Raw genomic sequence first — 23,869 nt, forward strand, 5'->3', positions numbered from 1 at the left:
GCAATTTCCCTGAGGAGAAAAACATGAACAAGATGCCGATTTACGCTGCCGCCGCGACCCTTCTTCTGTCCACCACCGCCATGGCCCAGACCGCGGTTCCGCCCGCCACGCCCAACACCCCGGCCGCGAAGACCCAGATGACGCCGGGCGCGACCTCGGGTCACTCGGCCTTCATCCAGCAGCAGAAGGCCGACCAGCATCTGGCCTCCAACCTCATCGGCATGAAGGTGCACGGCGCCGCCGACGAGAATTTGGGCGAGATCAACGACCTGGTCATCGACCGCACGGGCAATGTGCTGGCGGCCGTGATCGGCGTCGGCGGCTTCCTCGGCGTCGGCGAGAAGGATGTGGCGGTTCCGTTCGAGGCGGTGGAAATGACCCGCGCCACCGACGGCAAGAACCGCCTGGTGCTCCGCAAGACCAAGGACGAGCTGAAGGCCGCGCCGGAGTTCGCCAAGTATGACGCGGCGCCCTCCACCACCGGCAGCGTGACCAAGCCGGCTCACCCGGCCCCGGCCACGGCACCCGCCACCACCCGCTGATCGGCGGCTGAATAACGGGCATCCTCCACCGCTCTGCCGGTTGAGGATGCCCGGTGGGGGAACGGGAGCCGGGAGGCTCCCGTTTTTCGTTGGGCGGGACCTTGTACAAGCCAACAGGCGCTGGGGTCTTGATCTGAAGATCGATGATCCAGTCGGATCCATGCCTCGATACCCGCTCCGGCTTGCGGAGGTGGCAGTGGTTCGGCGTCGGGGTGAGAACCCGCTTTGGTCAGTTGGTAACTTGTTAAGGACTAGGTCCTGATGGCAAGCGCCCCCGATTCAGCTATCGGTATTTTAGTAGCTCTCGCGTTAAGCCATCAGTGATCGTGAGCGGTGGAAACCATCCGGCGGCTCGATGGTTGAAACTGACGCCCCATCAAGGGCATTGTGGCGGCCCGTTCGCTGCAGGAGCATGGATGAACCTGTCCAGCCGGGGCCTTGTCGGCCTGTTCCTCAAAATCATTTCAGAGCCGCGCTCGCTGGCGTCGCGGCTATGGTTCGCCGGCGTGGTGCTGGCGGGAGCATTCGGCCTGCGCTACGGCCTCAGCCTGTCGCTTCGGGAACTGGCGCCGTTCCTGTTCCAGCTGCCGGCCATCATCGTGGTGACGCTGATCAGCGGGGCGCGGGTGGGCTTTGGCGCCGTGGTGGCCCTCGCCCTCGCCAATGCCGCGCTGCTGCCCAGCCATGCGTGGAGCAATCTGGGCGGCGGCTTGGGCGCCCCTGCCGACGGCGGCTTCGGCGCGGTGGCGGGGCTGTTCTCCTTCACGGTGAACGCCCTCGGCCTGTGGCTGATCGGATCGTTGATACGGGTCAGCGTCCGCCGCCTGAATGCCACCCACGGCGCGCTCCTGGCGGCGGTGGCCGAACAGAACTCCGTGGTGGCGACCCTGGAAGCCCTGCTGCAGCACGCCCCCGTGGGCTTTGCCTTCTTCGACCGCCAGTTGCGCTTCATTCGGGTCAACGAGACCCTGGCGCGGATGGTGGGCATTCCGGCCGGGGAACACGTGGGCCGCTCCCTCGCCGACATGCTGCCCCAGCTCTCCGGCGCCATCACTCCCGGTCTCGAGCAGGTGCGCGCCACCGGCGCCGTCCTCGCCGACGTGGAGGTGGAAGGCGCCACCCCGGCGGCTCCGGGGGTGTGGCGCCACTTCCTGGTCAGCTTCTTCCCCGTGCGCACGGCAGGCGAGGCCATCGGCCTCGTGGGCATGATCGTCACCGAGATCACCGGGCGCAAGACCGCCGAGAAGGCCCTGGCCGAGAGCGAGCAACGCTACCGCCTGCTCGCCGAGGCCCTGCCCAAGATGGTCTGGACCGCGACCCCGGACGGCAAGGGCGACTACTACAACCACCGCTGGAGCGAATATACCGGCGTAACCCCGCCGGCCGGCGAGGTGTCGGAGTGGCACACCCACCTCCATCCGGAAGACCAGGCCGCCGCCCTCGATGAATGGAAGGGCAGCCTGGAATCGGGCAAGCCCTATTCGCGCGAATGCCGGTTCCGCGCCGGTGACGGCAGCTATCGCTGGTTCCTGTGCCGCGCGGTCCCGGTGCGCGACGACGACGGACGCATCGACCGCTGGTACGGCAGCTGCACCGACATTTCCGAGATCGTCGCCGCGCGCGAGGCGCTCGCCCGCACCAACGAGGATCTGGAGCGGCTCGCCAGCGCCCGCACCATGGAACTGGCCCGCGCCAACGCCCTGCTCAAGCAGGAGATGGAAGACCGCCTGAAGGCCGAGGCCCAGCTGCGGCAGGCCCAGAAGATGGAGGCGGTGGGCCAGCTCACCGGCGGCATCGCCCACGATTTCAACAATCTGCTCACCGTCATCATCGGCAACCTGGAGGCGGCCGAGCGGCGCGTGCCCAGGGACGACACCAACAAGGACGCCACCGACATCCGGCGCTTCCTCGATTACGGCCGCCAGGGCGCGCTTCGGGCCGCCACCCTGACCCAGCAGCTGCTCGCCTTTTCGCGCCGCCAGCCGCTGGACCCGCGCCCCACCGACATCAACAAGCTGATCACCGGCATGTCCGACATGCTGCGCAGCGCGCTGGGCGAGAAGGTGACGGTGGAAACCGTGCTGGCCGGCGGCCTCTGGTGCGCCGAGATCGACCACAACCAGCTGGAGAACGCCATCCTCAACCTCGGGGTCAACGGCCGCGATGCCATGCCCGCGGGCGGCACGCTGACCATCGAGACCGCCAACGCCTATCTGGACGAGGCCTATTGCGCCGCCCACGAGGACCTGGAGCCGGGCCAGTATGTGGCGGTCTTCGTGTGCGACACCGGCTCCGGCATGGCCGAGGAGGTGCGGGCGCGGGCGTTCGAGCCGTTCTTCACCACCAAGGGCCCGCGCGAGGGGACCGGGCTCGGCCTCAGCCAGGTCTACGGCTTCGTCAAGCAGTCGGGCGGCCACGTGATGATCTACAGCGCCCCCGGCGAGGGCACCACGGTGAAGCTTTACCTGCCGCGTCACCCCGACGACGTGGCGGGTGAGCCGGTCGACCCCGACGCGGACCACGCGCCCCATACCGGCGCCGCCCGCGTGCTGCTGGTGGAGGACGACGCCGCCCTCCGCGCGCTCTCGACCAAGGCCCTGCGCGATGCCGGGCACACGGTGGTGGAGGCCGCCGACGCCGCCTCCGCCCTCGCGACGCTGGAGGGCGGCGCCGTGCCCGACCTGCTCCTCACCGACCTGCGCCTCGGCACCGACGCCCAGCGCATGGACGGACGCCATCTGGCGGACGAGGTGCGGCGGCGGCTCACCACGGTAAGGGTGCTATTTACGACCGCATATGCGAAAAATGCTGCCAGTGAGAACGGACGGCTGGACCACGGGGTGCGCCTCCTGACCAAGCCGTTCACCCAGGCAGAGTTGGTCACGAAAGTGAAAGACGTGCTTGAGGCGCCGGGACATCGCGGCACTGTGCTGCTGGTGGAGGACGAGCCGTTCGTCGCCATGGTGGCGCGGCAGATCCTGGAGGATCACGGCTTCGAGGTCACGGTGGCGTCCCATGGCCACGCGGCGCTGGCCCATGCCGAGGCGTCGGTGCCCGACCTGTCGCGCAACGCCCTGGTGCTGGCGGTGGTGGACGTGGGCCTTCCGGACATGAACGGGGACGAAGTGGTGCGCCGGCTCGGCGCCATCGCGCCCGGCCTGCCGGTGATCATCGCCACCGGCTACGGCACCCAGGAACTGGAAGCGGAATTCGGCGCCTCGCCCAGGATCGCGCTCATGGGCAAGCCCTATGACGGCGCCACCCTGCGCAATGGCCTGCGCAAGCTCGGCTTCAACATCGAGAGCGAGTGAGGGCGCCGGCGGCGCCCGCACCCCGGTTCGTGGGCGCTCAGTGGGCGCTCAGCGGCGCAGCAGGATCTGGCCCAGGATCACGCCGACGCCGGCGGCGATGGCGCAGGCGGTGATGGGCTGCTCGCGGATGCTCTCGCGCAGGGTCAGGAACTGGCCCTCGGCCCAGTCGGTCACATCCTCGGCGGCGTTGGTCGCCTCACCCTTCGCGCCCTTGACGCCGTGCTTTGCGGTCTTGCCGAGGGTTTCGATCAGCTGGGCGAAATCCGCCCGCAGCTGGTCGAGGTCGGCGCGGACATCGCTCAGGCTCGGCTCGGGGGTGGTGCTCACGATTTCGGGCTTCTGGACCATGTGGTGTCTCCACGGGTGAATTCAGGTGGCGAGGTGGGCACCTCGAAACTGCGGTCAGGCCGTCGCTGTCCGGAACGGGCGAGGGCCGGTCACCCGGCCCTCGCCCTTCCCTGTAGAGACGACCTGGGAGGCGCGATGGTTCCGCCGGCACCCGCCTTGTGATCAGTCGGTCTTCATCAGGCCGTCTTGGCCTTGAGGCTCTCGGGCTCGGACTTCGCCTCGTGGAAGAACAGGGCCTGGGCGATGGTGGCCTTCACCGTCTCGGTCAGGAACGGCTTGGTGATGAGATAGGTCGGCTCCGGCCGCTCGCCGGTGAGCAGGCGGTCGGGGAAGGCGGTGATGAAGATCACCGGCACGTTGAAGCTCTCCAGGATCTCGGTCACCGCCTCGATGCCCGAGGAGCCGTCGGCGAGCTGGATGTCGGCGAGCACCAGGCCGAAATTGCCGGCCTTGGCCAGCTCCACCGCCTTGGCATGGGTGGGGGCGACGCCGATGACCTCGTGGCCCAGCTCGCTCACCAGGGTCTTCAGGTCGAGGGCGATCACCCATTCGTCCTCAATGATGAGGACGCGGGTGGCGATCTGCCGGTCGATCTCGCGCTGGGCCGCCACCACCTGGGCCTCCACCTCATCGAGGGAGGTGCCGAGGATGTTGGCGGTCTCGGCGAAGGAGAACCCCTCCATGGCGGTCAGAAGCAGCGCCACGCGGGAGGACAGGTCCATGGCCTGGAGGCGCTGGTCGGCGCGCGAGGGCACCGCGCCGCCTTGCGGCTGGCGGTTCCACACCTCGTGGAATGCCTTGTAGAGCGCGACCCGGGGCGAGACGGTGGTATCCACCGCCACCTTGCGGTCCAGGATAGCCTGGAGCGTGTTCTGCACCAGGAGATCGCCGGCCGCCTGCGAGCCCACGAGCGCCCGCGTATAGCGGCGCAGGAACGGTAGCTGCTTGACGAGCGAGTTCGATGCCATGCGAAATCCCTTGGAACTGTCGTGTTGCAATCCGACTTGCCGACCCGACCGGCAAAGCGCGAACTTTGCCGGAGCCCGGGCCACAAGCTGAAGCGATAGCTGTCAAAGCCTCGTAACGCCTAAGCCTGGCCGGAAGTTCCCATGTTACGGGAACCGCGCGCCGCCTGCCGCATTATACTGCTAGCGCAGACGAGCATAAGCCGCGCGTTTCCGGCTGCCGCCGGAGGCCGCAGAAAAGAGGCGCGGGCACGGGTTTCCGGGGGGTCCGGCGCGCCGCTGTCCTTGCGGAGCGATCATGGATTTGGGCAAGGCGGAGGCCGCACGGGCACGAAACAGGGAGCGCAGCTCCATCTTTGCCTCGGCAGTCGGGCAGCCGCGCACGCTTTTCGACAGCGTGCGGCGCCGCCTCGTCCTCGTGGTCCTGCTCGCGCTGGCCCCCATCGCGGTGCTGAACATCGTCCAGGGCGTGATGCAGCTCTCCGATGCGGAGGAAGCTGCGCGCCAGCGCCTGCTGCAGCAGGCCGTGGCCGCCGCCGTCAGCCAGCAGAACATCTTCGCCTCCACAGAAAACGTGCTCTATGCGCTCAAGAACGTGGAAGAGGTGCGCGCGGCCGGCCAAAGCTGCGCGGCCACCCTGCGTGGCGCCACCATCAGCCTGCCCTTCGCCGCCAATATCGGCGTGCTCGATGCCCAGGGCAGGGTGACCTGCGCCGCCCTGCCCTTCCCCGGCCGCTCGGTGGGCGAGGAGCCCTGGTGGAAGGAGGCCATAGGCAGGACCGGCTTCAGCCTGGTGGGGCCGACGCGCAGCCCCGGTGCCAATCTGGACGTGCTGGTGGGCATCCTGCCGCTGCGCGACGCCGCCGGGCGGCTGGAAGGCGCCATCGCCCTGGGCATCGATATCAGATGGCTCGACAACCTGCTGAAGCAGCAGATCCCGCCCTCAGCGGGCATCGTCGCCCTGTTCTCCAACCGGGGGCAGGAGCTGGTGTCCAATGCCCGGACCATGAGCGCCGCCCTGTTCCAGCGCGAGATGTTCCAGACTTCCGGCCAGGACGTACGCAGCAATCTCTACGAAAGCACCGATCCCGCCGGCAAGAGCTGGACCTTCGCCACCGCGCCGCTGGACCGCGACGGCCTCACCGTGGCCTTCGCCATGCCCTCGGACCGGCTGTTCGGCTGGACCTTCGTGACGGTGGCGGCGAGCATCGCCCTGCCGGCGCTCATCATCATCCTGTCGCTCGCCGCCCTGTGGGTGGCGGTGGACCGCATCATCCTGCGCTGGCTGCTTTATCTGCGCCGGGTGACGGCGGTCTATGCCCAGGGCCACTACGGCTTCCGCCCTACCCGCCTCGGAGCGGCGCCCTCGGAATTCCGCGTGCTCGGCCATGCGGTGGAGAACATGGCCTTCGCCGTGCGCCACCGCGACGCCCGTCTGCGCGAGAACCTGGCCGAGAAGACCGCGCTGGTGCGCGAGATCCACCACCGCATCAAGAACAGCCTGCAGGTGGTGGTGAGCCTGCTCAGCCTCTACGGATCGGGTATCGGCAAGAGCGAGGACCGCCGCCGCTTCGACCAGCTACGGCTGCGGGTGAACACCCTCGCCCTGGTCCACCGCATCCTCTACGAGGCCAATGACGGCTCCCAGGTGCACCTGCGCGAGCTGCTCGGCGAGCTGGCCTCGCTGATCGAGGGCAGCACCGACGCCAATGTCCGCATCACCGTGGAGTTGCAGGATGCGCCCCTGCCCACCGACATGGCTGTGCCCCTTGCCCTCATGGTGGTGGAAGTGGCGCTCAACCTCGCCCTGCCGCAGGGCACCGGGTCCGCTGCCGTGCTGTTGAGCGGAAGCCGGAATGGCGAGCGCCTCCACATCGCCCTGCGCAGCGCCACGGGGACCTGGGACTCGAAAGGCTCGGCCACCGACCTCGCCTCCGGATTTGCCGCCCAGCTCGGAGGCAGCCTCGGCTGCCGCGACGAGGCCGGCGGCGGCCTGGTGGTGGCCGGCGACTTCCCTTGCCGCCCCAACACAGGACCCAGGACGACAGTACCCCGGACCACAGGCCCCAATACCGGCCGCATGGCCTGAAGCCTTCCGCACGCCGGTGCCGGGCACCGGGGCGGAAACGGCGGTTTTTCCTCACGACTGCAGGATCGGGCCGAGCGCCGGCTCAAACTTGGGCGGTTCAATCGGAACCGGAGCCGCCCTGGCTCGTTGTCCTAGAAGCAGGCGCCGAACGGCTTGCCGAGCAAGCCCACCGGGCACCGCATTCTCATAGGATCGGGAGACGGATCCGCCGAAACATCCGACCAGATCCGGTTCAAGGGGTATCGCCATGGCGATACGGTCCCAATTGGCAGGAGCAGAGCACATGGACAAGGCTCGAACCAAGGGCACGTCGCAACGCGGGTTCGCCGCCATGGATGCGGAGAAGCAGAAGGCCATCGCCCGCAAGGGCGGCGAAAGCGTTCCCGCCGAAAAGCGCAGCTTTTTCCAGAATCGCGCGCTGGCGGCGGAAGCCGGCCGCAAGGGCGGGCAGAGCGTCGCCGACGAGCATCGCAGCTTCTCCCGCGACCGGGCTCTGGCCTCGCAGGCCGGACAGAAGGGCGGGCAGAAGAGCAGCCAGTCGGGCGGCACGCCCCCCACCGGCGGCACCACCTGAGCGCAGCCTCCGGATACCGGCGCCAGTGATGGAACCGACAGGCCCGTGGCGACGTTGAGCTGCATGACGAAAGGCCGAGCTTGCGTGCGGCGCGGCTTTGATACGGCTGGGGTCCCGTTCGGCGCAAGCCGGTCGGGACCGGGGATTTCAGGGAGGACGACGGCGTGCGGGGACTCGTTTTCTTGGCCCGGCGCCCCTCTGCGGTGCGCCAGACCGCCGGGCGCTTCGTACAGGATCTCGCGCGGTGAACCGCCGCAACGCCCTTCCCGGCAACACCCTGTGTTGCCCCACCGTTTCGCCCGAAAGATAGGTCACCGAATGGACTTGCTCGCGGATCGCGAAGGGGATCTCCCGGAAAGGGGTCGTCGAGACATGGATGCCGCCGCCCTGCGCACGCAGGTGCTCGAATTCCTCCCGGCGCTGCGCGCCTTCGCGCGGTCGCTGACACGCAACCGCACGGAAGCCGACGACCTGGTGCAGGAAACCCTGCTCAAGGCCTTGTCCAACATGGACAAGTTCGATCCGGGCACGAACCTGCGCGCATGGCTCTTCACCATCCTGCGCAACACCTATTACACCGAGATCCGCAAGCGCCGCCGCGAGAACGACGGCATGAGCGCCCTGGCCCAGCAGGACACCAACATCGGTCCGAGCCAGGAATGGTCGGCGACCCTGTCCTCCCTCAAGGAGGCCCTGGCCCGGCTGCCCGACGACCAGCGCGAGGCGCTGGTGCTGGTGGGCGCGGCGGGCCTGTCCTACGAGGAAGCGGCGGAGGTGTGCGGCTGCGCGCTGGGCACCATCAAGAGCCGGGTGAACCGCGCCCGCGCCAAGCTGCTGGTGCTCATGGGCGCCGAGAACACCGCCGACGTGGTGGAAGGCGACGCGGTCGCCTTGTCGGCCGCCCGCAGCGTCGGCTGATCGCGCTCCATCGCCGCGCGGGACGCTGACTTCGCTCACTCGCCGCGCGGGCTTGGCGCTCCCCTCCTTCTCAGGCTCTGACCGCCGTCACGGCCGGGCTTGTCCCGGCCCTCCACGCGGCGAGGCCTGGAATAATTTGGGCAAGCCTTCCCAAGCGGTTCGGCGTGGATACCCGGGACAAGCCCGGGCATGACGCTGGCGCTTGCGGCTATGCCTCTTTTCGGTTTCCAGACGGGCGCTAAGCCGGCCCTTCGTCCGGCTCCCAGCCGGGCGGGGCCAGTTCGAAGCCCTCGAACTGGAACGCCGGCGCCACGGTGCAGCCCACCAGCGTCCACGCCCCCCGGCTTTGCGCCGCCTGCCACGCGAACGGCGGCACCACCGCCTGCGGCCGCTCCCCCGCCTTGAGATCCGGCCCCAGCGCCACCTCGCGCCGCCCCTCGCCATCGGCGATGGCAAGCGTCAGCGGCGCGCCGGCATGCCAGTGCCAGATTTCGGCCGCGTCCACCCGGTGCCAGTGGGAGCGCTGGCCCTCTTTCAGCAGGAAATAGATGGCGGTGGAGGCGCCCCGCGCCCCGCCTGCAGCATCGCGGCCTGCCGGCCGATCCCGGAAGGTCTCGCGGAAATGCCCGCCCTCCGGGTGCGGCTGGAGCTGGAGGAGGGCGACCACCTCCTCGGCGGTCAGCCCGTTGAGCCCATCAGCCACCGTTCAGCCCTTGAAGGCGTTCTTGCGCAGCCGCAGCTCGGTGAAGACGAGGGCCGGCTCGGCCCCCGCCATGCCGAGGCGCTCCGCCATGCCGGGATCGTCCGCGCGCAGGAAGGGGTTGGCGGCCACCTCGTCGCCGAGGCGCGAGGGGATGGTGGGGGAGCCGGCGTCCCGCTTGCGCTGCGCGTCGCCATAAAGGCGGATGAGGGCGGGATTGTCCGGGTCGACCGTGGCGGCGAAGCGGGCATTGGCCAGGGTGTATTCGTGGCCGCTGTAGACCTGAAGGTCCTCCGGCAGCGCACGCAGGCGCTGCAGCGAGTCCCACAGCACCGGCGGCTCGCATTCCAGCGGCCGGCCGCAGCCCAGGGTGAACAGGGTATCGCCGGCGAACAGCAGCTTCTCGCCCTCGAACAGGTAGGTGGCGGGGCCGGCGGTGTGGCCGGGGGTCTCCAGCACCCGCCCCACCAGCGAGCCCACGGCCACCGGATCGCCGTCCACCACCGTCACGTCGAGGCCGGGGATCTTGTCGGCCTCGGATTTCGGCCCCACCACGGTGGCGCCGAATCGCGCCTTCACAGCGGGGATGCCCTGGGTGTGGTCGGCATGGTGATGGGTGACGAGGATGTGGGTGAGGTTCCAGCCCTCCTTCTCCAGCGCTGCGATGACGGGAGTCGCCTCGGGCACGTCCACCACGGCGGTCGCCTCGGTGACCGGATCGTGGATCAGGACGGCATAATTGTCGGAGAGGCAGGGGACGAGGCGGATTTCGGCTGGCACGGTCTCGGGTCTCCGGAGCGCGAGCGGAACGGCATTCGACACAGCGCCCGAATGGGTTGCGGACGCGGCCGGCATGATCCTCTATTAAGCCGCCGAGCGGAAGAGCGGCCGGCGGGGTGTGCACACCCCGTGTTCGGCAGACCGGTGGCGGCCGGGAGAAGGGGATCCATGTTTCTCGACGTCGTCGACCTGCGCAATTTCTACGCCCAGCCCCTCGGTATCATGACGCGGCGCCTGCTGGGGCGGGCCATCCGCTCGCGCTTCGACAACGTCACCAACCTGCGCGTCCTGGGCCTCGGCTATGCGACACCTTACCTCGGCGTGTTCCGCGAGGAGGCCGAGCGCTGCCTTGCGGTGATGCCGGCGGCGCAGGGGGTGGTGCGCTGGCCCTCCGCCGCGCCGACGCTGGCGACGCTGGCCGACGAGACCCTGCTGCCGTTTCCCACCGCCAGCATGGACCGGGTGGTGGCGGTGCACGCTTTGGAGATGACCCCCAATGCCGCTGAGATGCTGAGCGAGGTGTGGCGGGTGCTCGCCCCCGGCGGGCGGCTGCTGGCGGTGGTGCCCAACCGGCGCGGGGTGTGGGCCCGGATCGACACCACGCCGTTCGGCAACGGCCGCCCGTTCTCCCGCGGCCAGGTGGTTGCGCTGCTGCGGCAGGCCCTGTTCACCCCCGTGGGCTGGAACGAGGCACTTTATGCGCCGCCGAGCCGCTGGTTCCTGCGCACGGCGGTGGCATGGGAGCGCGTCGGCGCCCAGTTCTCCCTGCCGTTCTCCGGCGTGCTGGTGGTGGAGGCGACCAAGCAGCTCTATCGCCCCATCCCCGCCCGCAAGCCCCGCCTCGCCCCGGTGCTGGAACCGGCGCTGGACGGCAGCCTCGTGGGCAGCCCGGCGCCGGCGGGGCGGGTGCGCCTCCCGCAATCCATGCCGGAGTGAGCGGACGGGCGGCGGGTTTTCATACCGACGCGCCTTGCGTTCACCCCAGCCAGATGCCCAGCAGGGCGGCGGCGATGACCCACAGGGCGAGGTTGCCCCAGAAGGCGCGCTTGGCCTCGGCGCGGCCGATGCCCTCAAGGGAGGCGGGCGACAGGCTCAGGCCGTCCCGCGTCGCCACATCGAGCTGCTCCATCACCCGCCCGGTGCGGGTGAGAAGCCCCGGCAAGGTGGCGGCGAAATGGGCCATTTCGGACAGGCCGCCGCCGGCGCGTTGGAGCTGGCCGACGGGCCCGAGATTGCCGGCGATCCAGTCCTCCACCACCGGGCGGGCCGTCTTCCACATGTCGAGCTGCGGATCGAGGGAGCGGGCGACGCCTTCCACCACCACCATGGTCTTCTGCAGCAGCAGCAGCTCGGGCCGGGTCTGCATGTCGAACAAAGCGGTCACCTCCAGCAGCAGCGCCAGAAGGCGGGCCATGGAGATCTGGTCGGCGGTGCGCGAGTGGATGGGCTCGCCGATGGCGCGGATGGCCAGGGCGAAATCATCGACCGAGTGATGGAGCGGCACGTAGCCGGCCTCGAAATGTACTTCCGCCGTGCGCCGCCAGTTGCGGGTGATGAAGCCGTAGAGGATCTCGGCGAGGAAGCGCCGCTCCTTCAGGCCAAGGCGGCCCATGATGCCACAATCCACGATCACGAGGCGGCCCTGGGCATCCACGAACAAATTGCCGGGATGCATGTCGGCATGGAAGAAGCCGTCGCGCATGGCCTGCTTCAGGAACGACTGCATGACGACGCGGGCGATCTCCTTGAGATCGTGCCCGGCCGCCACCAGCGCCTCCTTGTCGGAGAGCTTGATGCCGTCGATCCATTCGGTGGTCAGCACCTCGCGGCCGGAGCGGTCCCAGTCCACGCGGGGAACGTGGATTTCCTTGTCCGCGCCGATGTTCTCGGCCAGCTCCGCATAGGCGGCGGCCTCAAGGCGCAGGTCCATTTCCATGGACACCGAGCGGGCCAGCGTATCCACCACGGTTTCCAGCCGCAGCCGCCGGGCCTCGGCAAAATTGGCCTCGGCAAAATGGGCGATGCGGCGGAACGAGCCCATGTCGGAGGAGAAGCGACGCTCCACGCCGGGCCGCAGGATCTTCACCGCCACCGTGTGGCGGGTGCCGTCCTTGTCCGCCACCTCGGCCTTGTGGACCTCGGCGATGGAGGCCGCGGCCACCGCCGGGCCGAACTGCGCATAGACCTCGTGCACCGGCCGCTCGAAGGCCTCGGCGACGGTGGCCTCCGCCACCTCCTGCCCGATGATGGGCATGCGGTCCTGCAGCACTTCCAGGTCGCGGGCCACCGAGGCGCCCACCACGTCCGGCCGGGTGGCGAGGAACTGGCCGAGCTTCACATAGGACGGGCCGAGCCGGGACAGGGCCGCGGAGAAGCGCGCCGGACGGCTGCCGGCATCCTTGCGGGCGATCAGCCGGGCGATGCGCAGCAGCGGGCGCGCCAGGGGCGGCGCCGCCGCCGGCGACATGAGGGAGAGCACGCCTTCGCGGGCGAGCACGTAGCCGGCGCGGGCGAGCCGCGCCGCGTCGGCGGCGAGAAAGAAGATCATGGTCAAAGGCCGCGCGCCATCAGATGCGCCAGCCCCAGTGCAGGGCCACCACGCCGCCGGTCATGCGCGTGAAGTCGACGCGGGAGAAGCCGGCCTCACGCATCATGTTGGCGAACACGTCCGGATTGGGGAAGCGGCGGATGGATTCCACCAGATACTGGTAGGGCTCGGCATCGCCGGCCACCCGCTTGCCGAGCTGCGGGATGACGTTGAAGGAATAGGCCTCGTAGATCTTGTCCAGCAGCGGCACGTCCACCTTGGAGAATTCCAGCACGAAGGCGCGGCCGCCCGGCTTCAGCACCCGCCGCATCTCGGTGAGCGCCAGCGGGATGCGCGGCACGTTGCGGATGCCGAAGGCGATGGTGACTGCGTCGAAGGACTGGTCCGGGAAGGGCAGCGCCTCGGCATTGGCTTCGGTGAAGGTGACCTTGTCGCCCAGGCCGCGCTTTTCCGCCCGCTCGCGGCCCACCGCCAGCATCTCGGCGTTGATGTCGGCAACGGTGGCGCGGGTGCCCGCGCCGCCCGCCTTCACCACCCGAAACGACACGTCGCCGGTGCCGCCGGCCAGATCCAGCAGTTCGAACGGCCGCGCGCCCTGCGGCGGGCGCACTTTGGAGACCAGCGCATCCTTCCACACCCGGTGCAGGCCGCCGGACATGAAGTCGTTCATGATGTCGTAGCGGCGCGCCACCTTGTGGAACACGTCGTCCACCAGCGACTGCTTCTCGGTGAGCGGAACCGTGCGGTAGCCGAAATGGGTCTCGGTCCGGGGCGCGCCGGCGCCGGGCTGGGAATTCGGGTCCGTATTCAGGTCCGTATTCAGGTCCGTCATTGGGGAATCTGGCCGCACGCTGTTGTTTCGGGCCGGGACCTTATCGGATGATCCGGGCCGGCGCCATAAAGCCGGCGTCGCACACACCGGCGTGATCCTCACCCCACCCTGGCGAGGCTGCGGGCGTGGTCGAGGGCCATCTCCAGCCGGTCGTTGCCCCAGAACAGCTCCCGATCCGCCGTCACGAAGCTGGGGGCGCCGAAGATGCCGCGGTGCTTGGCCTCCTCGGTCTGGTGGCGCAGGCGGTCCTTGATCTCCTGCTGCTCCGCCTCGGCGATGACATCGCCGTAGAAATGGCCGAGCCCGGCCAGGATCTGGCGCAGGGTCTCGCGGTCCGAAATGTCGCGGCCCTGGGCAAACTCGGCGTAGAACACCGCCCGGGTGAAGGAGGGCCGGCACGCATCGTTGAGATAGACCGCAAGCCGCGCCGCCAGCAGCCCGTTGGCCGGGAACGGATCCGGCCTGGTCACCGGCGGCAGCCGCGCCAGCACGGCGAGGCGGTCGAGGTCCCGCCACATGTGGGCGCCCTTGAGCGGATAGGTGTTGAAGGGCGAGGTGGTATAGCCCTGCCCCGCGAAGATCGGGCCGAGCAGGAACGGCTTCCACGCCACCTGCACGTCCGCCAGCTCGGCCAGCGCCGTGATGCGGGCGGCGGCCAGATAGGAGTAGGGCGAGGCGAACTCATAATAGAAATCGAGGGTGCCGCTGGCCATGGGCGTGTCCTGCCTGTACATCGCTGGCTCAATCTGCGGCGGGGCAGCGCCGTTCCGCAAGCGGTTGGATCAAAGGGACCGGAGGTCGGGTGACGCCTTGAAGTGGGTGCTTTTCTTCGCGCTGGTGATCGGGGCCGCGGTGGCGATCCTGTTCACCGTCTTCCCGGACTGGGACATGGCCATCGCCAGCCTGTTCTGGGATGCGCACGGGCGCCATTTCGTCCTCGCCGGCGCGCCCTGGGCGCAGACCGTGCGCACGCTCGCCAACTGGATCCCCTGGGCCATCGCCGCCCCGGCCTTCATCGCCATCGTGCTGAAATTGCTGTTCCCGCGCCGCAAGATGTTCATGCCGGCGCGGGCCGCCGTGCTGCTCGCCTTCACCATGGCGGTGGGGCCGGGCCTCTTGGTCAACGGCATCCTGAAGCAGGAATGGGGACGGCCCCGGCCGGTGCACGTGGATACCTTCGGCGGCCGCGATGCCTTCAAGTCCTGGTATGAGACCGACGGCACCTGCCCCGGCAATTGCTCCTTCGTCTCCGGCGAGGGCGCGCTGGGGTTCTGGATGACCGCCCCCGCCAGCCTCGTGCCCGGCCCGGCCGGGGCGGTGGCCATGGTGGCGGCGGTGGTCTTCGCCAGCGTGGCGGGGGGCTTGCGCATCGCCTTCGGCGGCCACTTCTTCACCGACGTGGTGTTCTCCGGCGTGCTGGTGATCGTGCTCGTGGTGCTGACGCGCTATGTCCTCTACGACCGCAAGAGCGCGCCGAGCGACGCCGCCGTGGAGCTCATGATCGGCCGGACAGGGCTGAAGCTGCGGACCTTCATCCAGCGCGCGTGGCGCGGGGTTGGACGCCGGGTCCGGCGCCGGCACCCTTTGCGCCGGCCCTTGCCTCCGCCTCGCACGGGCCTATAGTCCGCGCCGCCCTTTCCTATCCCTGCAAAACTCCCGAGAGACCTGATGGCGCGTGACGTGAAGAAGGTGGTGCTGGCCTATTCCGGTGGCCTCGACACCTCCGTGATCCTGAAATGGCTCCAGACCACCTACAAGTGCGAGGTGATCACCTTCACCGCCGATCTTGGGCAGGGCGAGGAGCTGGAGCCGGCGCGCAAGAAGGCGCAGCTGCTCGGCATCAAGGACGAAAACATCTTCATCGAGGACGTGCGCGAGGAATTCGTCGCCGAGTACGTCTTCCCCATGTTCCGCGCCAATGCGGTCTATGAAGGGCTGTACCTTCTGGGCACCTCCATCGCCCGGCCCCTGATCGCCAAGAAGCAGATCGAGATCGCCCGCAAGATGGGCGCCGACGCCGTCTCCCACGGCGCCACCGGCAAGGGCAACGACCAGGTACGCTTCGAGCTCGGCTATTATGCGCTGGAGCCGGAGATCACCGTCATCGCCCCCTGGCGCGAGTGGGACCTGACCTCCCGCACCCGCCTGCTGGAGTTCGCCGAGCAGCACCAGATCCCGATCGCCAAGGACAAGCGCGGCGAGGCCCCGTTCTCGGTGGACGCGAACCTGCTGCACTCCTCCTCCGAGGGCAAGGTGCTGGAAGACCCGGCCGAGGACGCGCCGGAATACGTCTACCAGCGCACCACTTCCCCCGAGGCCGCCCCCGACGAGCCCACCATCATCACCATCGCCTTCGACAAGGGCGATGCGGTGGCCATCAACGGCGAGGCGCTCTCCCCCGCCACCCTGCTGACCAAGCTCAACGAGCTGGGCAAGGCCAACGGCATCGGCCGGCTCGACCTCGTGGAAAACCGCTTCGTGGGCATGAAGAGCCGCGGCGTCTACGAGACCCCCGGCGGCACCATCCTGCTCGCCGCCCATCGCGGCATCGAGAGCATCACGCTCGATCGCGGCGCGGCCCACCTCAAGGACGAGCTGATGCCCCGCTATGCGGAGCTGATCTACAACGGCTTCTGGTTCTCCCCGGAGCGGGAGATGCTGCAGGCCGCCATCGACCACTCCCAGGCCTATGTGACCGGCGAAGTGACGGTGAAGCTCTACAAGGGCAACACCACGGTCATCGGCCGCAAAAGCCCCTATTCGCTCTACAACCAGGAACTGGTCACCTTCGAGGAAGGCGCGGTCGCCTACGACCACCGCGACGCGGCGGGCTTCATCAAGCTTAACGCCCTGCGCCTGCGCACCCTCGGCAGCCGGGCCCGCAAGATTTCGGAGTGAGCGGCCCGGAGTGATCTGAGCCCGACCGATAAAAAAAGCCGGCCGTCCGAAGGGGCGGCCGGCTTTTTCATGCCTCATGCCATGGGCCCTTTTTATTCAAGCGATGCCCGGTGGGTGCGCCCTCACCCCTCCCCCGGCCCGGGGATCAGCACCCGGAGGGCGTTGAGGATCACCGCCACGTCGATGGCCTCCTGCAGCAGGGCGCCGGCCACCGGCTCCAGAAAGCCGAAGGCGGCCGCCAGCATGCCGATGAGCGACAGGGCGATGCCCACGAACACGCTCTGCCGTGCGATGGCGAGCGCCCGTCGGGCAATGGCCATGGCCTCGCCGAGCCGATCCAGCCGGTCCACCAGCAGCACCACGTCCGCCACCTCGGCAGAGGCGGCGGCGCCGCGCGCGCCCAGCGCCACGCCCACGTCGGCAGCGGCCAAAGCCGGGGCGTCGTTGACCCCGTCGCCCACCATCATCACCGTGCCCGAAGCGCGCCGGGCATGGGCGCGGGCACGGGCATCGGTGACGTGGGAGACCTTGCCGCCGGGCTGAAGGTCGCCCACCCAGCTGTCGAGGCCGAGGCTGCGGCCCAACGCCTCCACCGCTTCCGCGCGGTCGCCCGAAGCGAGGACGATGTGGTCCACCCCGCCGGCTCTCAGCGCCCGCACCATCTCCCCCGCATCGTCCCGCACCTGGTCGGCGAGAATGAGCAGGCCGGCAAAGCATCCGTCGATGCCGACCGCGACCACCGCGCTCGCCGTCGGCAGGCAGGCACGCAGGGCGTCCCCGTCGCTGGTGGCCCGCGCCGCGACGAAACTGCAGCCGCCCACAGCCACCTCCCGCCCCTCCACCCGCCCGGTGACGCCGACGCCGCCCTCTTCCGCCACGCCCTCCGGCACGGCGAGAGCGAGGCCGCGGGCTTTGGCCGCCGCCACCAGAGCCGCCGCCACCACATGGCTGGAGGCCTGGTCGAGGGCGGCGGCAAGGCGCAACACCTCGTCGGGGGCGAAGTCCGGCGCGGTGCGGATCTCCTGAAGCTGGGCCCGGCCGTGGGTGAGGGTCCCGGTCTTGTCGATCACCAGCGCCCGCACGGCGGCCAGCTTCTCCAGCGCGCCGCCGCTCTTCACCAGCACGCCGCGTTTGGCCGCCCGCGACAGGCCGGCCATGAGCGCCACCGGCACCGCGAGGATGAGCGGGCATGGGGTCGCCACCACCAGCACCGCCAGAGCCCGGCGCGGATCGCCGGAGAGGAACGCCGCAGCCAGCGCCAGCCCCAGCGACACCACCAGGAAGCCGAGCGCATAGCGATCGGCGAGGCGCGCCATGGGGGCGCGGCTGGCGGCCGCCGCCTCTACAAGACGCACGATGGCCGCATAGGTGCTCTCATCCGCGGACCTGAGCACCCGCACGTCGAAGGCGCCACCCACGTTGACGGCGCCCGACGGCGCCTCCTCCCCCTCCTCCAGCCGCACCGGGTGCGCCTCGCCTGTCAGGGAGGACTGGTCGAGCACCGCCGGCCCGCCGCAGATGCGCCCGTCGGCGGGGATCGTGTCGCCCTGCCGCACCACGATGAGGTTGCCCGCCTTCAGCGCGCCGATGGGCACCTCCCGGAGCGTGTCGCCCTCCCGCAGCAGGGCCGAGCGGGGGGCGCGGGCGGCGAGCGCGGTCATCTCCCGCCGGGCACGACCTTCGGCGAAGCGCTCCAGCTGCTGGCCGCCGGCATACATCAGGGCGACCACGTTACCCGCCAGCGGCTCGCCGAAGGCCAGCGCCGTGGCCATGGACAGGGCCGCCAGCAGGTCGAGGCCGAACCGGCCTTCCCCCAGCGCCCGCGCGATGTCGAACACCAGCACCGCGAGCACCGGCACGGTGCCGGCCACGAAGGCGAAGAACGCCGCGCGATCCTGCCCCGCCACCAGCAGGCCGAGGCCGGTGACCAGCGGCAGCACGGCCGCCGTGAGCAGGAGGTAGCGGTTGCGCGCCAGGCCGACGCCCATCACAGTCCGTGCCGCCCCGGGCATGCATCTCTCCTCGCCGGTAGCCATCCGGCGTTTGGCCATGCGGTCGCATTGCCGTTGCGGATATCTTTCGTCTATTGATATTAGAAATATTCTAATTTGGAGTCATCCGGGATGCCCCGCTTTTTCCCCGGCCGTCGTCGCTTTGCCGATCTGTCCGAACAGGAAATCCTCGCCCTCGCCATCTCCTCGGAGGAGGACGACGCCTACACCTACACCGACTATGCCGAGACCCTGCGCAAGGACTATCCGGACACCGCCAAGGTCTTCGATGCCATGGCGGCCCAGGAGCGCGGCCATGCCACCAGCCTTACCCGCGAATATGAGCGCCGCTTCGGCGCCCACGTGCCGCTGATCCGGCGCGAGAGCATCGCCGGCTATTACCATCGCCGCCCGGTGTGGGCGGTGGCCAATCTCGGCATCGAGCGCATCCGCGCGGAAGTCGGGCGGATGGAGGACGAATCCGCCAATTTCTACCTCCAGGCCAAGAAGAAGGCGACCGACCCGGGCACGATCAAGCTGCTGGAAAGCCTCTACCAGACCGAGCTGCAGCACGAGGAGATCGCCGGCTCCTTGGCCGACCGCTACCTGCCGGTGGACAAGCGCGCCGAGGAGAACGAGAAGGCCCGGCGCCAGTTCGTGCTCACCTGGGTGCAGCCGGGCCTTGCCGGCCTCATGGATGGCTCGGTCTCCACCCTTGCCCCGATCTTCGCCACCGCCTTCGCCACGCAGAATTCCCACACCACCCTGCTGGTGGGCCTCGCGGCGGCGGTGGGCGCGGGCATCTCCATGGGCTTCACCGAGGCGGTGCACGACGACGGCGTCATCTCCGGTCGCGGCTCGCCCATCAAGCGCGGCATCGCCTCCGGCGTGATGACGGCGGTGGGCGGCCTGGGCCACGCCCTGCCCTATCTCATCCCGGAATTCTGGACCGCGACGGTCATCGCCATCATCGTGGTGTTCATCGAACTCTGGGCCATCGCCTTCATCCAGAACCGCTTCATGGAAACGCCGTTCTGGCGCTCGGTGATGCAGGTGGTGCTGGGCGGCGCGCTGGTGCTGGCGGCCGGCATCTTCATCGGCGGCAGCTGACGGCGCCACGCCGCTGCAGCTTGCTCAAGATCATTGGCGCGGCGACCGCAAGGGTGCGAACCTTGTCCTTTATACCGTCGGCCTCGGTCTTCGACCGATGCCGAGCGGGTTACGCTCAAACGCGACGCGGGCTTGACCGATGGCGGGTGAGCTTCTCTCACCCGCCATCGGTCTATTCTTGGAGGTCCGCATGCTCGCCATGGTCCTGAAGCGCAGCGGCGACAGGTTGGTCGCGCAGGAGCGGCCCGACCCGGTCGCGGGACCGGGCGAGGTGGTGATCGCGGTCACCGCCTGCGGCGTCTGCCGCACCGACCTCCATGTGGTGGACGGGGAACTGCCCCAGACCGTGCTTCCCATCGTGCCCGGCCATGAGATCGTCGGGCGGGTGGCGATGCTGGGTGCCGGCGTGTCCCACCTCAGGATCGGGGAGCGGGTGGGCGTGGGCTGGCTCGGCCACGCCTGCGGCACCTGCCCCTATTGCGCCGCGCAGGAGGAAAACCTCTGCGACACCCCCGTCTTCACCGGCTGCACGCGGGACGGCGGCTTCGCGACCCACACGGTGGCGGATGCCAGCTTCGTCTATCCCCTCGGCGAGGCGGGCGACGACACCGCGCTGGCGCCGCTGCTCTGCGCCGGCCTCATCGGCTGGCGCACCCTGAAGATGGCGGGGGAAGGCCGGCGCGTCGGCGTCTACGGCTTCGGCGCAGCGGCTCACATCATCGCCCAGGTGGCCCGCTTCCAGGGCCGGGAGATCTATGCCTTCACCCGGCCTGGGGATGAGGCGGCGCAGGACTTCGCCCGCTCCCTCGGCGCCGTCTATGCCGGCCCCTCCGACGCCCCCGCCCCCGAGCCGCTGGACGCCGCCCTCATCTTCGCCCCGGCGGGGGAATTGGTGCCGCAGGCCCTGCGTGCCGTGCGCAAGGGCGGGCGCGTGGTGTGCGGCGGCATCCACATGAGCGACATCCCCTCCTTCCCCTATCGCTGGCTGTGGGAGGAGCGGAAGATCCTGTCGGTGGCGAACCTGACCCGGGCGGATGCCCACGAGTTCCTGGCGCTGGCCCCCAAGGCCGGCGTCACCACCCATGTGACGCCCTATCCCCTGGCGCAGGCCAACGAAGCGCTGGACGACCTGCGCCACGGCCGCCTGAAGGGCGCGGCCGTGCTGGTGCCGTGACCCCGAGGCCGGAACGTCCTCAGCGCTGCATCACATAGGTGCCCGGCGCCGGCCCGAGCGCCGGATAGCCGGGGCCGCCGATCTTCGGCAGGCCCACCGGCCCGGTGGAGCGCGCCGCCAGCCAATCGTCCCAGGCGAGCCACCAGGAGCCGTCCTGCGGCTTGGTGGCTTCCACCCATTCGTCCGGCCCCAGATGCATGTTGCCGTGCCTGGTCTCATGCAGCCGGAAGTGCCGGTGCTTGTGCCCCGGCTCGCTCACGATGCCCGCATTGTGCCCGCCGGAGGTGAGCACGAAGGTGACATCGGTGTCGGTGAGCTGGTGGATCTTGAACACCGACCGCCACGGCGCCACGTGGTCGCGCTCCGTGCCCACCACGAACAGCGGCACCTTGATGTCGAGCAGCGACACCGGCCGTCCGTCCACGCGGTAGCGGCCGGCGGCAAGATCGTTGTCGAGGAAGAAGCGGCGCAGATAGTCCGAATGCATGCGGTAGGGCATGCGGGTGGCGTCCGCGTTCCAGGCCATGAGGTCGTTCATGGGCGCGCGCTCGCCCATCAGATATTCGTGGACCAGGCGCGACCAGACGAGATCGTTGGAGCGCAGCATCTCGAACGCGCCAGCCATCTGCCCGGCGGCGAGATAGCCCTGGTCCCACATCATGCTTTCCAGCGTATAGAGCTCGCTGGGATCGACGAAGAGCTGGAGCTCGCCGGCCTCCGAGAAGTCGGTCTGCGCCGCCAGCAGGGTGACCGAGGCGAGCCGCGCATCGTTGGCTCGCGCCATGGCAGCGGCGGCCACCGACAGCAGCGTGCCGCCGAGGCAATAGCCCGCCGCATGCACCTTGCTGCCGGGCACGATGGCCGCGATGGCGTCGAGCGCCGCCATGACGCCCTGCGTGCGGTAGTCGTCGAAGCCGAGGTGGCGGTCTTCCTCGGTCACGTTGCGCCACGAGATGCAGAACACCGTGTGGCCCTTCGAGACCAGATGGCGCACCAGCGAATTCTCGGGCGACAGGTCGAGGATGTAATATTTCATGATCCAGGCCGGCACGATCAGCACCGGCTCCGCCGCCACCTCGCTGGTGGTGGCACGATACTGGATCAGCTCGATGAGATGGTTGCGGTAGACCACCTCGCCGGGCGTCACCGCCACATTCTGCCCCGGAACGAAGGCTTCAGCCCCCACCGGCGGCGCGTCGCTCGCCTTGCGGGCGAGATCGGCGAGCGCGTTGCGCGCGCCCTCCACGAAATTCATCCCGCCGGTCTCGCGGGTCCGGCGGATGACTTCCGGATTGGTGAGAGGCGAGTTGGAGGGCGAGAACACGTCGAGCAATTGCCGCGCGGCGAAGGCCACCAGCGCCTCGTCGTGGGGCTTCACGCCGGGCACCCCATGGGTGGCGTTGTGCCACCATTGCTGGTTCAGCAAAAACGCCTGGTACCAGAGACGGAACGGCCAGTCCTGCCACACCGGGGCGCTGAAGCGCTCGTCGCCCGGCAGGGGGGTGATGCAATTGGGGAAGGTCCGGTCGAAGCTGGAGGCCACCGCGTAGGAGCCGAACCGCGCCGCCTTGCGCCACGCCTTCAGCCCCAGCTCCGCCTGCTTGCCGGGGGCGGCGGCCAGATGCATCCACCAGTCGAGATAGGCCAGCGACAGCGCCGCCGGCGACAGGCCGGACGTGGCCCGCGCCACCAGAGCCGCCGCTGCCCGGTCCACGGCCCGGAACGCCTCGGGACCCGAGCCCTTCTCGAAATCCTCGTCGTCCTGGCAGGTCAGGCGTGCCCACGTCTGCGCCAGCATCCGGGCGGACTCCGGCAGGCGCGAGAAGTCCATGGCCGGACGCTGCGTCCCGGAAGCGGGCAATACGGACGCAGGCGGAGCGGAGGACGGCGGAGCGGCCGGCCCGGCCTTCGGGGTCACATCGGCCGGCGCCTCGGACGGCGCGGTCGGGACGAGGGTCAGGGAGGGAACGCGGGTTTCGAGGGGCATCGACCGGTCTCTTCACAAACTCGGGAGCCGCCGGTCGGGTCGCCGGCGACGCACATCCAGTTCCTTGCCCCTGCTCGGGGCGCTTTCATGGCACACCGGGGCGCGATCCCATTAGATTGAGTCAATCCGATCGGATCGTACCCCGGCTCAATGTCAAAGCATGCGCGTCGCTCATTACGGCACCATGACCGGCATCAAATGGCCGCGACCGGCTCAAGCAGATCACGATAGCGGGCGAGAAATGCCTTGGGCCGCAGCCGGAACAGCGCCTTGTGCCGCAGGCGGCCTTTCTTCTTCAGCCGCTTCTGGGCAAGGTCCATGGCGAAGTCGAGCCGGTGCCGCGTCCCCTCCGCCATATCCGGCGCCGCCTGGAGGATGGGACGCAGGATCTCGATGTCCTGATGGGCGCCCAATATGTCCCGCAGGCGCTGGGCCTTGCGGGCGCGCTTGGCGCCCCGCCCCCCGAACGCGGAGGCGATGAAGCTCATCTGGTAGCGATGGACCACCACCTTCTTGCGAACCTCGTGCAGGAGGTGCGGATCGGCGAAGTGCGCGCGCCGGGCCTGCCGGTAGGCTTTCACAAGCCCGGCCCCGATGTCCGCCGCCGCCACCTCGGCGCCGAAATCGCCGGCGAGCGCCGCCCTGACCTCGGCCCCGAAGCTCGTGAGGGCGGCGCGATGTCGCTCCGCCTCCTCCGGCTCCGCCGCATCGGGGCCGATGGCGGCCCGCGCATCCGCCGCGTCGCAGGCAATCAGCAGGCCCGCGGACTCGATCACGTCGATGGCCTCGCCGGCCGCCGCCTTGTCGCGCGCGCCGGACATGGCACGGGCCACCTCCGCCGTGCGCCGGCGCAAGGCCAAAGCGGTGTCGCCGGGCACGAGGCGCAGCAAGGCCCGCAATTCCTTCATGGCCTTGCGGGCATCGTGGACCATCTCCACCGGGTCCGGATCCTCAAGCGCCTCCTTGAGGGTGTCGAGCACATCGATGAGCGCGAACACCAGCGCCTGCCCCGCGGCCGAAACGGCGGCCGGCGGCCCGGCAGGGCCAGCGGTGTCCGGTCGCGCGATCTTGCCGCCGCCGGAATCCTCTCCAGATCTCATCT

Annotated in this window: 20 protein-coding genes; 10 read left to right on the top strand and 10 right to left on the bottom strand. The window is 69.4% G+C overall.

The genetic code is table 11. From position 1 onward, the window contains the following. Positions 1–23: 23 nt before the first annotated feature. Positions 24–542 (top strand): PRC-barrel domain-containing protein, encoded by a 519-nt coding sequence (locus V5F66_RS12405; protein ID WP_012114051.1) that lies wholly within the window; start codon positions 24–26, stop codon positions 540–542. A 416-nt stretch (positions 543–958) separates the two neighbouring features. After that, positions 959–3,853 (top strand): hybrid sensor histidine kinase/response regulator, encoded by a 2,895-nt coding sequence (locus V5F66_RS12410; protein WP_394093967.1) that lies wholly within the window; start codon positions 959–961, stop codon positions 3,851–3,853. Between the two features lie 48 nt (positions 3,854–3,901). Here the strand turns inward: V5F66_RS12410 and V5F66_RS12415 are convergent, their stop codons facing one another. Together V5F66_RS12415 and V5F66_RS12420 are read right to left on the bottom strand one after the other, a co-directional pair. Next, the gene (locus tag V5F66_RS12415; protein ID WP_394093968.1) at positions 3,902–4,201 is read right to left on the bottom strand and encodes a DUF883 family protein; all 300 of its coding nucleotides are present in this window, start codon (positions 4,199–4,201) and stop codon (positions 3,902–3,904) included. Positions 4,202–4,377: 176 nt separating this feature from the next. Then, positions 4,378–5,169, bottom strand: coding sequence for a response regulator (locus V5F66_RS12420; RefSeq protein WP_393999328.1), 792 nt, complete (start codon positions 5,167–5,169; stop codon positions 4,378–4,380). Between the two features lie 295 nt (positions 5,170–5,464). Here V5F66_RS12420 and V5F66_RS12425 point away from each other — a divergent pair, with 295 nt between their 5' ends. The 3 genes from V5F66_RS12425 (at position 5,465) to V5F66_RS12435 (ending at position 8,747) form a co-directional block, all read left to right on the top strand. Continuing rightward, positions 5,465–7,255 (top strand): sensor histidine kinase, encoded by a 1,791-nt coding sequence (locus V5F66_RS12425; RefSeq protein WP_394093969.1) that lies wholly within the window; start codon positions 5,465–5,467, stop codon positions 7,253–7,255. 283 nt (positions 7,256–7,538) lie between these two features. Then, complete coding sequence (locus V5F66_RS12430; protein ID WP_041575380.1) at positions 7,539–7,829, top strand: con-10 family general stress protein; 291 nt, start codon at positions 7,539–7,541, stop codon at positions 7,827–7,829. A 372-nt stretch (positions 7,830–8,201) separates the two neighbouring features. After that, on the top strand, positions 8,202–8,747 hold the full coding sequence (locus V5F66_RS12435; protein ID WP_012114045.1) for a sigma-70 family RNA polymerase sigma factor: 546 nt from the start codon (positions 8,202–8,204) through the stop codon (positions 8,745–8,747). Positions 8,748–8,985: 238 nt separating this feature from the next. Here V5F66_RS12435 and V5F66_RS12440 read toward each other — a convergent pair whose 3' ends face one another. Both V5F66_RS12440 and gloB read right to left on the bottom strand, forming a co-directional pair. Beyond that, on the bottom strand, positions 8,986–9,450 hold the full coding sequence (locus tag V5F66_RS12440) for a cupin domain-containing protein (RefSeq protein ID WP_393999326.1): 465 nt from the start codon (positions 9,448–9,450) through the stop codon (positions 8,986–8,988). A gap of 3 nt (positions 9,451–9,453) precedes the next feature. Continuing rightward, positions 9,454–10,227, bottom strand: a complete 774-nt coding sequence (gloB, locus tag V5F66_RS12445) for a hydroxyacylglutathione hydrolase (RefSeq protein WP_041575378.1) — start codon at positions 10,225–10,227, stop codon at positions 9,454–9,456. Between the two features lie 168 nt (positions 10,228–10,395). On the opposite strand from gloB, the gene V5F66_RS12450 reads away from it, so the two are divergent. After that, positions 10,396–11,163 carry a class I SAM-dependent methyltransferase gene (locus V5F66_RS12450; protein ID WP_012114041.1) on the top strand — a complete coding sequence of 256 codons (768 nt, stop codon included), beginning with the start codon at positions 10,396–10,398 and terminating at the stop codon, positions 11,161–11,163. A 40-nt stretch (positions 11,164–11,203) separates the two neighbouring features. Here V5F66_RS12450 and ubiB read toward each other — a convergent pair whose 3' ends face one another. From ubiB to V5F66_RS12465, 3 genes are all read right to left on the bottom strand, one after another. Then, positions 11,204–12,775, bottom strand: a complete 1,572-nt coding sequence (gene ubiB / locus V5F66_RS12455; protein WP_012114040.1) for a 2-polyprenylphenol 6-hydroxylase — start codon at positions 12,773–12,775, stop codon at positions 11,204–11,206. A gap of 19 nt (positions 12,776–12,794) precedes the next feature. Next, positions 12,795–13,607, bottom strand: coding sequence for a bifunctional demethylmenaquinone methyltransferase/2-methoxy-6-polyprenyl-1,4-benzoquinol methylase UbiE (gene ubiE / locus V5F66_RS12460; protein WP_049775906.1), 813 nt, complete (start codon positions 13,605–13,607; stop codon positions 12,795–12,797). 98 nt (positions 13,608–13,705) lie between these two features. Then, the gene (locus tag V5F66_RS12465) at positions 13,706–14,320 is read right to left on the bottom strand and encodes a 2-hydroxychromene-2-carboxylate isomerase (protein WP_012114037.1); all 615 of its coding nucleotides are present in this window, start codon (positions 14,318–14,320) and stop codon (positions 13,706–13,708) included. A gap of 106 nt (positions 14,321–14,426) precedes the next feature. On the opposite strand from V5F66_RS12465, the gene V5F66_RS12470 reads away from it, so the two are divergent. Next, complete coding sequence (locus V5F66_RS12470) at positions 14,427–15,230, top strand: phosphatase PAP2 family protein (protein ID WP_394094006.1); 804 nt, start codon at positions 14,427–14,429, stop codon at positions 15,228–15,230. Positions 15,231–15,275: 45 nt separating this feature from the next. Further along, a complete protein-coding gene (locus V5F66_RS12475) occupies positions 15,276–16,505 on the top strand; it encodes an argininosuccinate synthase (protein ID WP_394093970.1) in 1,230 nt (409 codons plus the stop codon). Between the two features lie 122 nt (positions 16,506–16,627). Here V5F66_RS12475 and V5F66_RS12480 read toward each other — a convergent pair whose 3' ends face one another. Further along, entirely contained in the window at positions 16,628–18,517 is a 1,890-nt protein-coding gene (locus V5F66_RS12480; protein ID WP_394093971.1) for a heavy metal translocating P-type ATPase, read from the bottom strand. A gap of 111 nt (positions 18,518–18,628) precedes the next feature. Here V5F66_RS12480 and mbfA point away from each other — a divergent pair, with 111 nt between their 5' ends. Next, positions 18,629–19,606 carry an iron exporter MbfA gene (gene mbfA, locus V5F66_RS12485; RefSeq protein WP_012114033.1) on the top strand — a complete coding sequence of 326 codons (978 nt, stop codon included), beginning with the start codon at positions 18,629–18,631 and terminating at the stop codon, positions 19,604–19,606. Positions 19,607–19,796: 190 nt separating this feature from the next. After that, positions 19,797–20,780 (top strand): zinc-dependent alcohol dehydrogenase family protein, encoded by a 984-nt coding sequence (locus tag V5F66_RS12490; RefSeq protein ID WP_394052149.1) that lies wholly within the window; start codon positions 19,797–19,799, stop codon positions 20,778–20,780. A gap of 19 nt (positions 20,781–20,799) precedes the next feature. Here V5F66_RS12490 and V5F66_RS12495 read toward each other — a convergent pair whose 3' ends face one another. Both V5F66_RS12495 and V5F66_RS12500 read right to left on the bottom strand, forming a co-directional pair. Then, the gene (locus tag V5F66_RS12495) at positions 20,800–22,611 is read right to left on the bottom strand and encodes a PHA/PHB synthase family protein (RefSeq protein ID WP_012114031.1); all 1,812 of its coding nucleotides are present in this window, start codon (positions 22,609–22,611) and stop codon (positions 20,800–20,802) included. Between the two features lie 350 nt (positions 22,612–22,961). Then, on the bottom strand, positions 22,962–23,867 hold the full coding sequence (locus V5F66_RS12500; protein ID WP_394093972.1) for a CHAD domain-containing protein: 906 nt from the start codon (positions 23,865–23,867) through the stop codon (positions 22,962–22,964). Between the last annotated feature and the right edge of the window lie 2 nt (positions 23,868–23,869).

Origin of the sequence: Xanthobacter versatilis (genome assembly GCF_043193975.1) — a bacterium.
In the GTDB taxonomy this organism is placed as follows: Bacteria; Pseudomonadota; Alphaproteobacteria; order Rhizobiales; family Xanthobacteraceae; genus Xanthobacter; species Xanthobacter autotrophicus_E.

Coding starts and splice junctions, on each gene's coding strand:
- V5F66_RS12405 (WP_012114051.1), top strand. CDS start 24: ATGAACAAGATGCCGATTTACGCTGCCGCCGCGACCCTTCTTCTGTCC.
- V5F66_RS12410 (WP_394093967.1), top strand. CDS start 959: ATGAACCTGTCCAGCCGGGGCCTTGTCGGCCTGTTCCTCAAAATCATT.
- V5F66_RS12415 (WP_394093968.1), bottom strand. CDS start 4,201: ATGGTCCAGAAGCCCGAAATCGTGAGCACCACCCCCGAGCCGAGCCTG.
- V5F66_RS12420 (WP_393999328.1), bottom strand. CDS start 5,169: ATGGCATCGAACTCGCTCGTCAAGCAGCTACCGTTCCTGCGCCGCTAT.
- V5F66_RS12425 (WP_394093969.1), top strand. CDS start 5,465: ATGGATTTGGGCAAGGCGGAGGCCGCACGGGCACGAAACAGGGAGCGC.
- V5F66_RS12430 (WP_041575380.1), top strand. CDS start 7,539: ATGGACAAGGCTCGAACCAAGGGCACGTCGCAACGCGGGTTCGCCGCC.
- V5F66_RS12435 (WP_012114045.1), top strand. CDS start 8,202: ATGGATGCCGCCGCCCTGCGCACGCAGGTGCTCGAATTCCTCCCGGCG.
- V5F66_RS12450 (WP_012114041.1), top strand. CDS start 10,396: ATGTTTCTCGACGTCGTCGACCTGCGCAATTTCTACGCCCAGCCCCTC.
- ubiB (WP_012114040.1), bottom strand. CDS start 12,775: ATGATCTTCTTTCTCGCCGCCGACGCGGCGCGGCTCGCCCGCGCCGGC.
- ubiE (WP_049775906.1), bottom strand. CDS start 13,607: ATGACGGACCTGAATACGGACCTGAATACGGACCCGAATTCCCAGCCC.
- V5F66_RS12465 (WP_012114037.1), bottom strand. CDS start 14,320: ATGGCCAGCGGCACCCTCGATTTCTATTATGAGTTCGCCTCGCCCTAC.
- V5F66_RS12475 (WP_394093970.1), top strand. CDS start 15,276: ATGGCGCGTGACGTGAAGAAGGTGGTGCTGGCCTATTCCGGTGGCCTC.
- V5F66_RS12480 (WP_394093971.1), bottom strand. CDS start 18,517: ATGCCCGGGGCGGCACGGACTGTGATGGGCGTCGGCCTGGCGCGCAAC.
- mbfA (WP_012114033.1), top strand. CDS start 18,629: ATGCCCCGCTTTTTCCCCGGCCGTCGTCGCTTTGCCGATCTGTCCGAA.
- V5F66_RS12490 (WP_394052149.1), top strand. CDS start 19,797: ATGCTCGCCATGGTCCTGAAGCGCAGCGGCGACAGGTTGGTCGCGCAG.
- V5F66_RS12495 (WP_012114031.1), bottom strand. CDS start 22,611: ATGGACTTCTCGCGCCTGCCGGAGTCCGCCCGGATGCTGGCGCAGACG.
- V5F66_RS12500 (WP_394093972.1), bottom strand. CDS start 23,867: ATGAGATCTGGAGAGGATTCCGGCGGCGGCAAGATCGCGCGACCGGAC.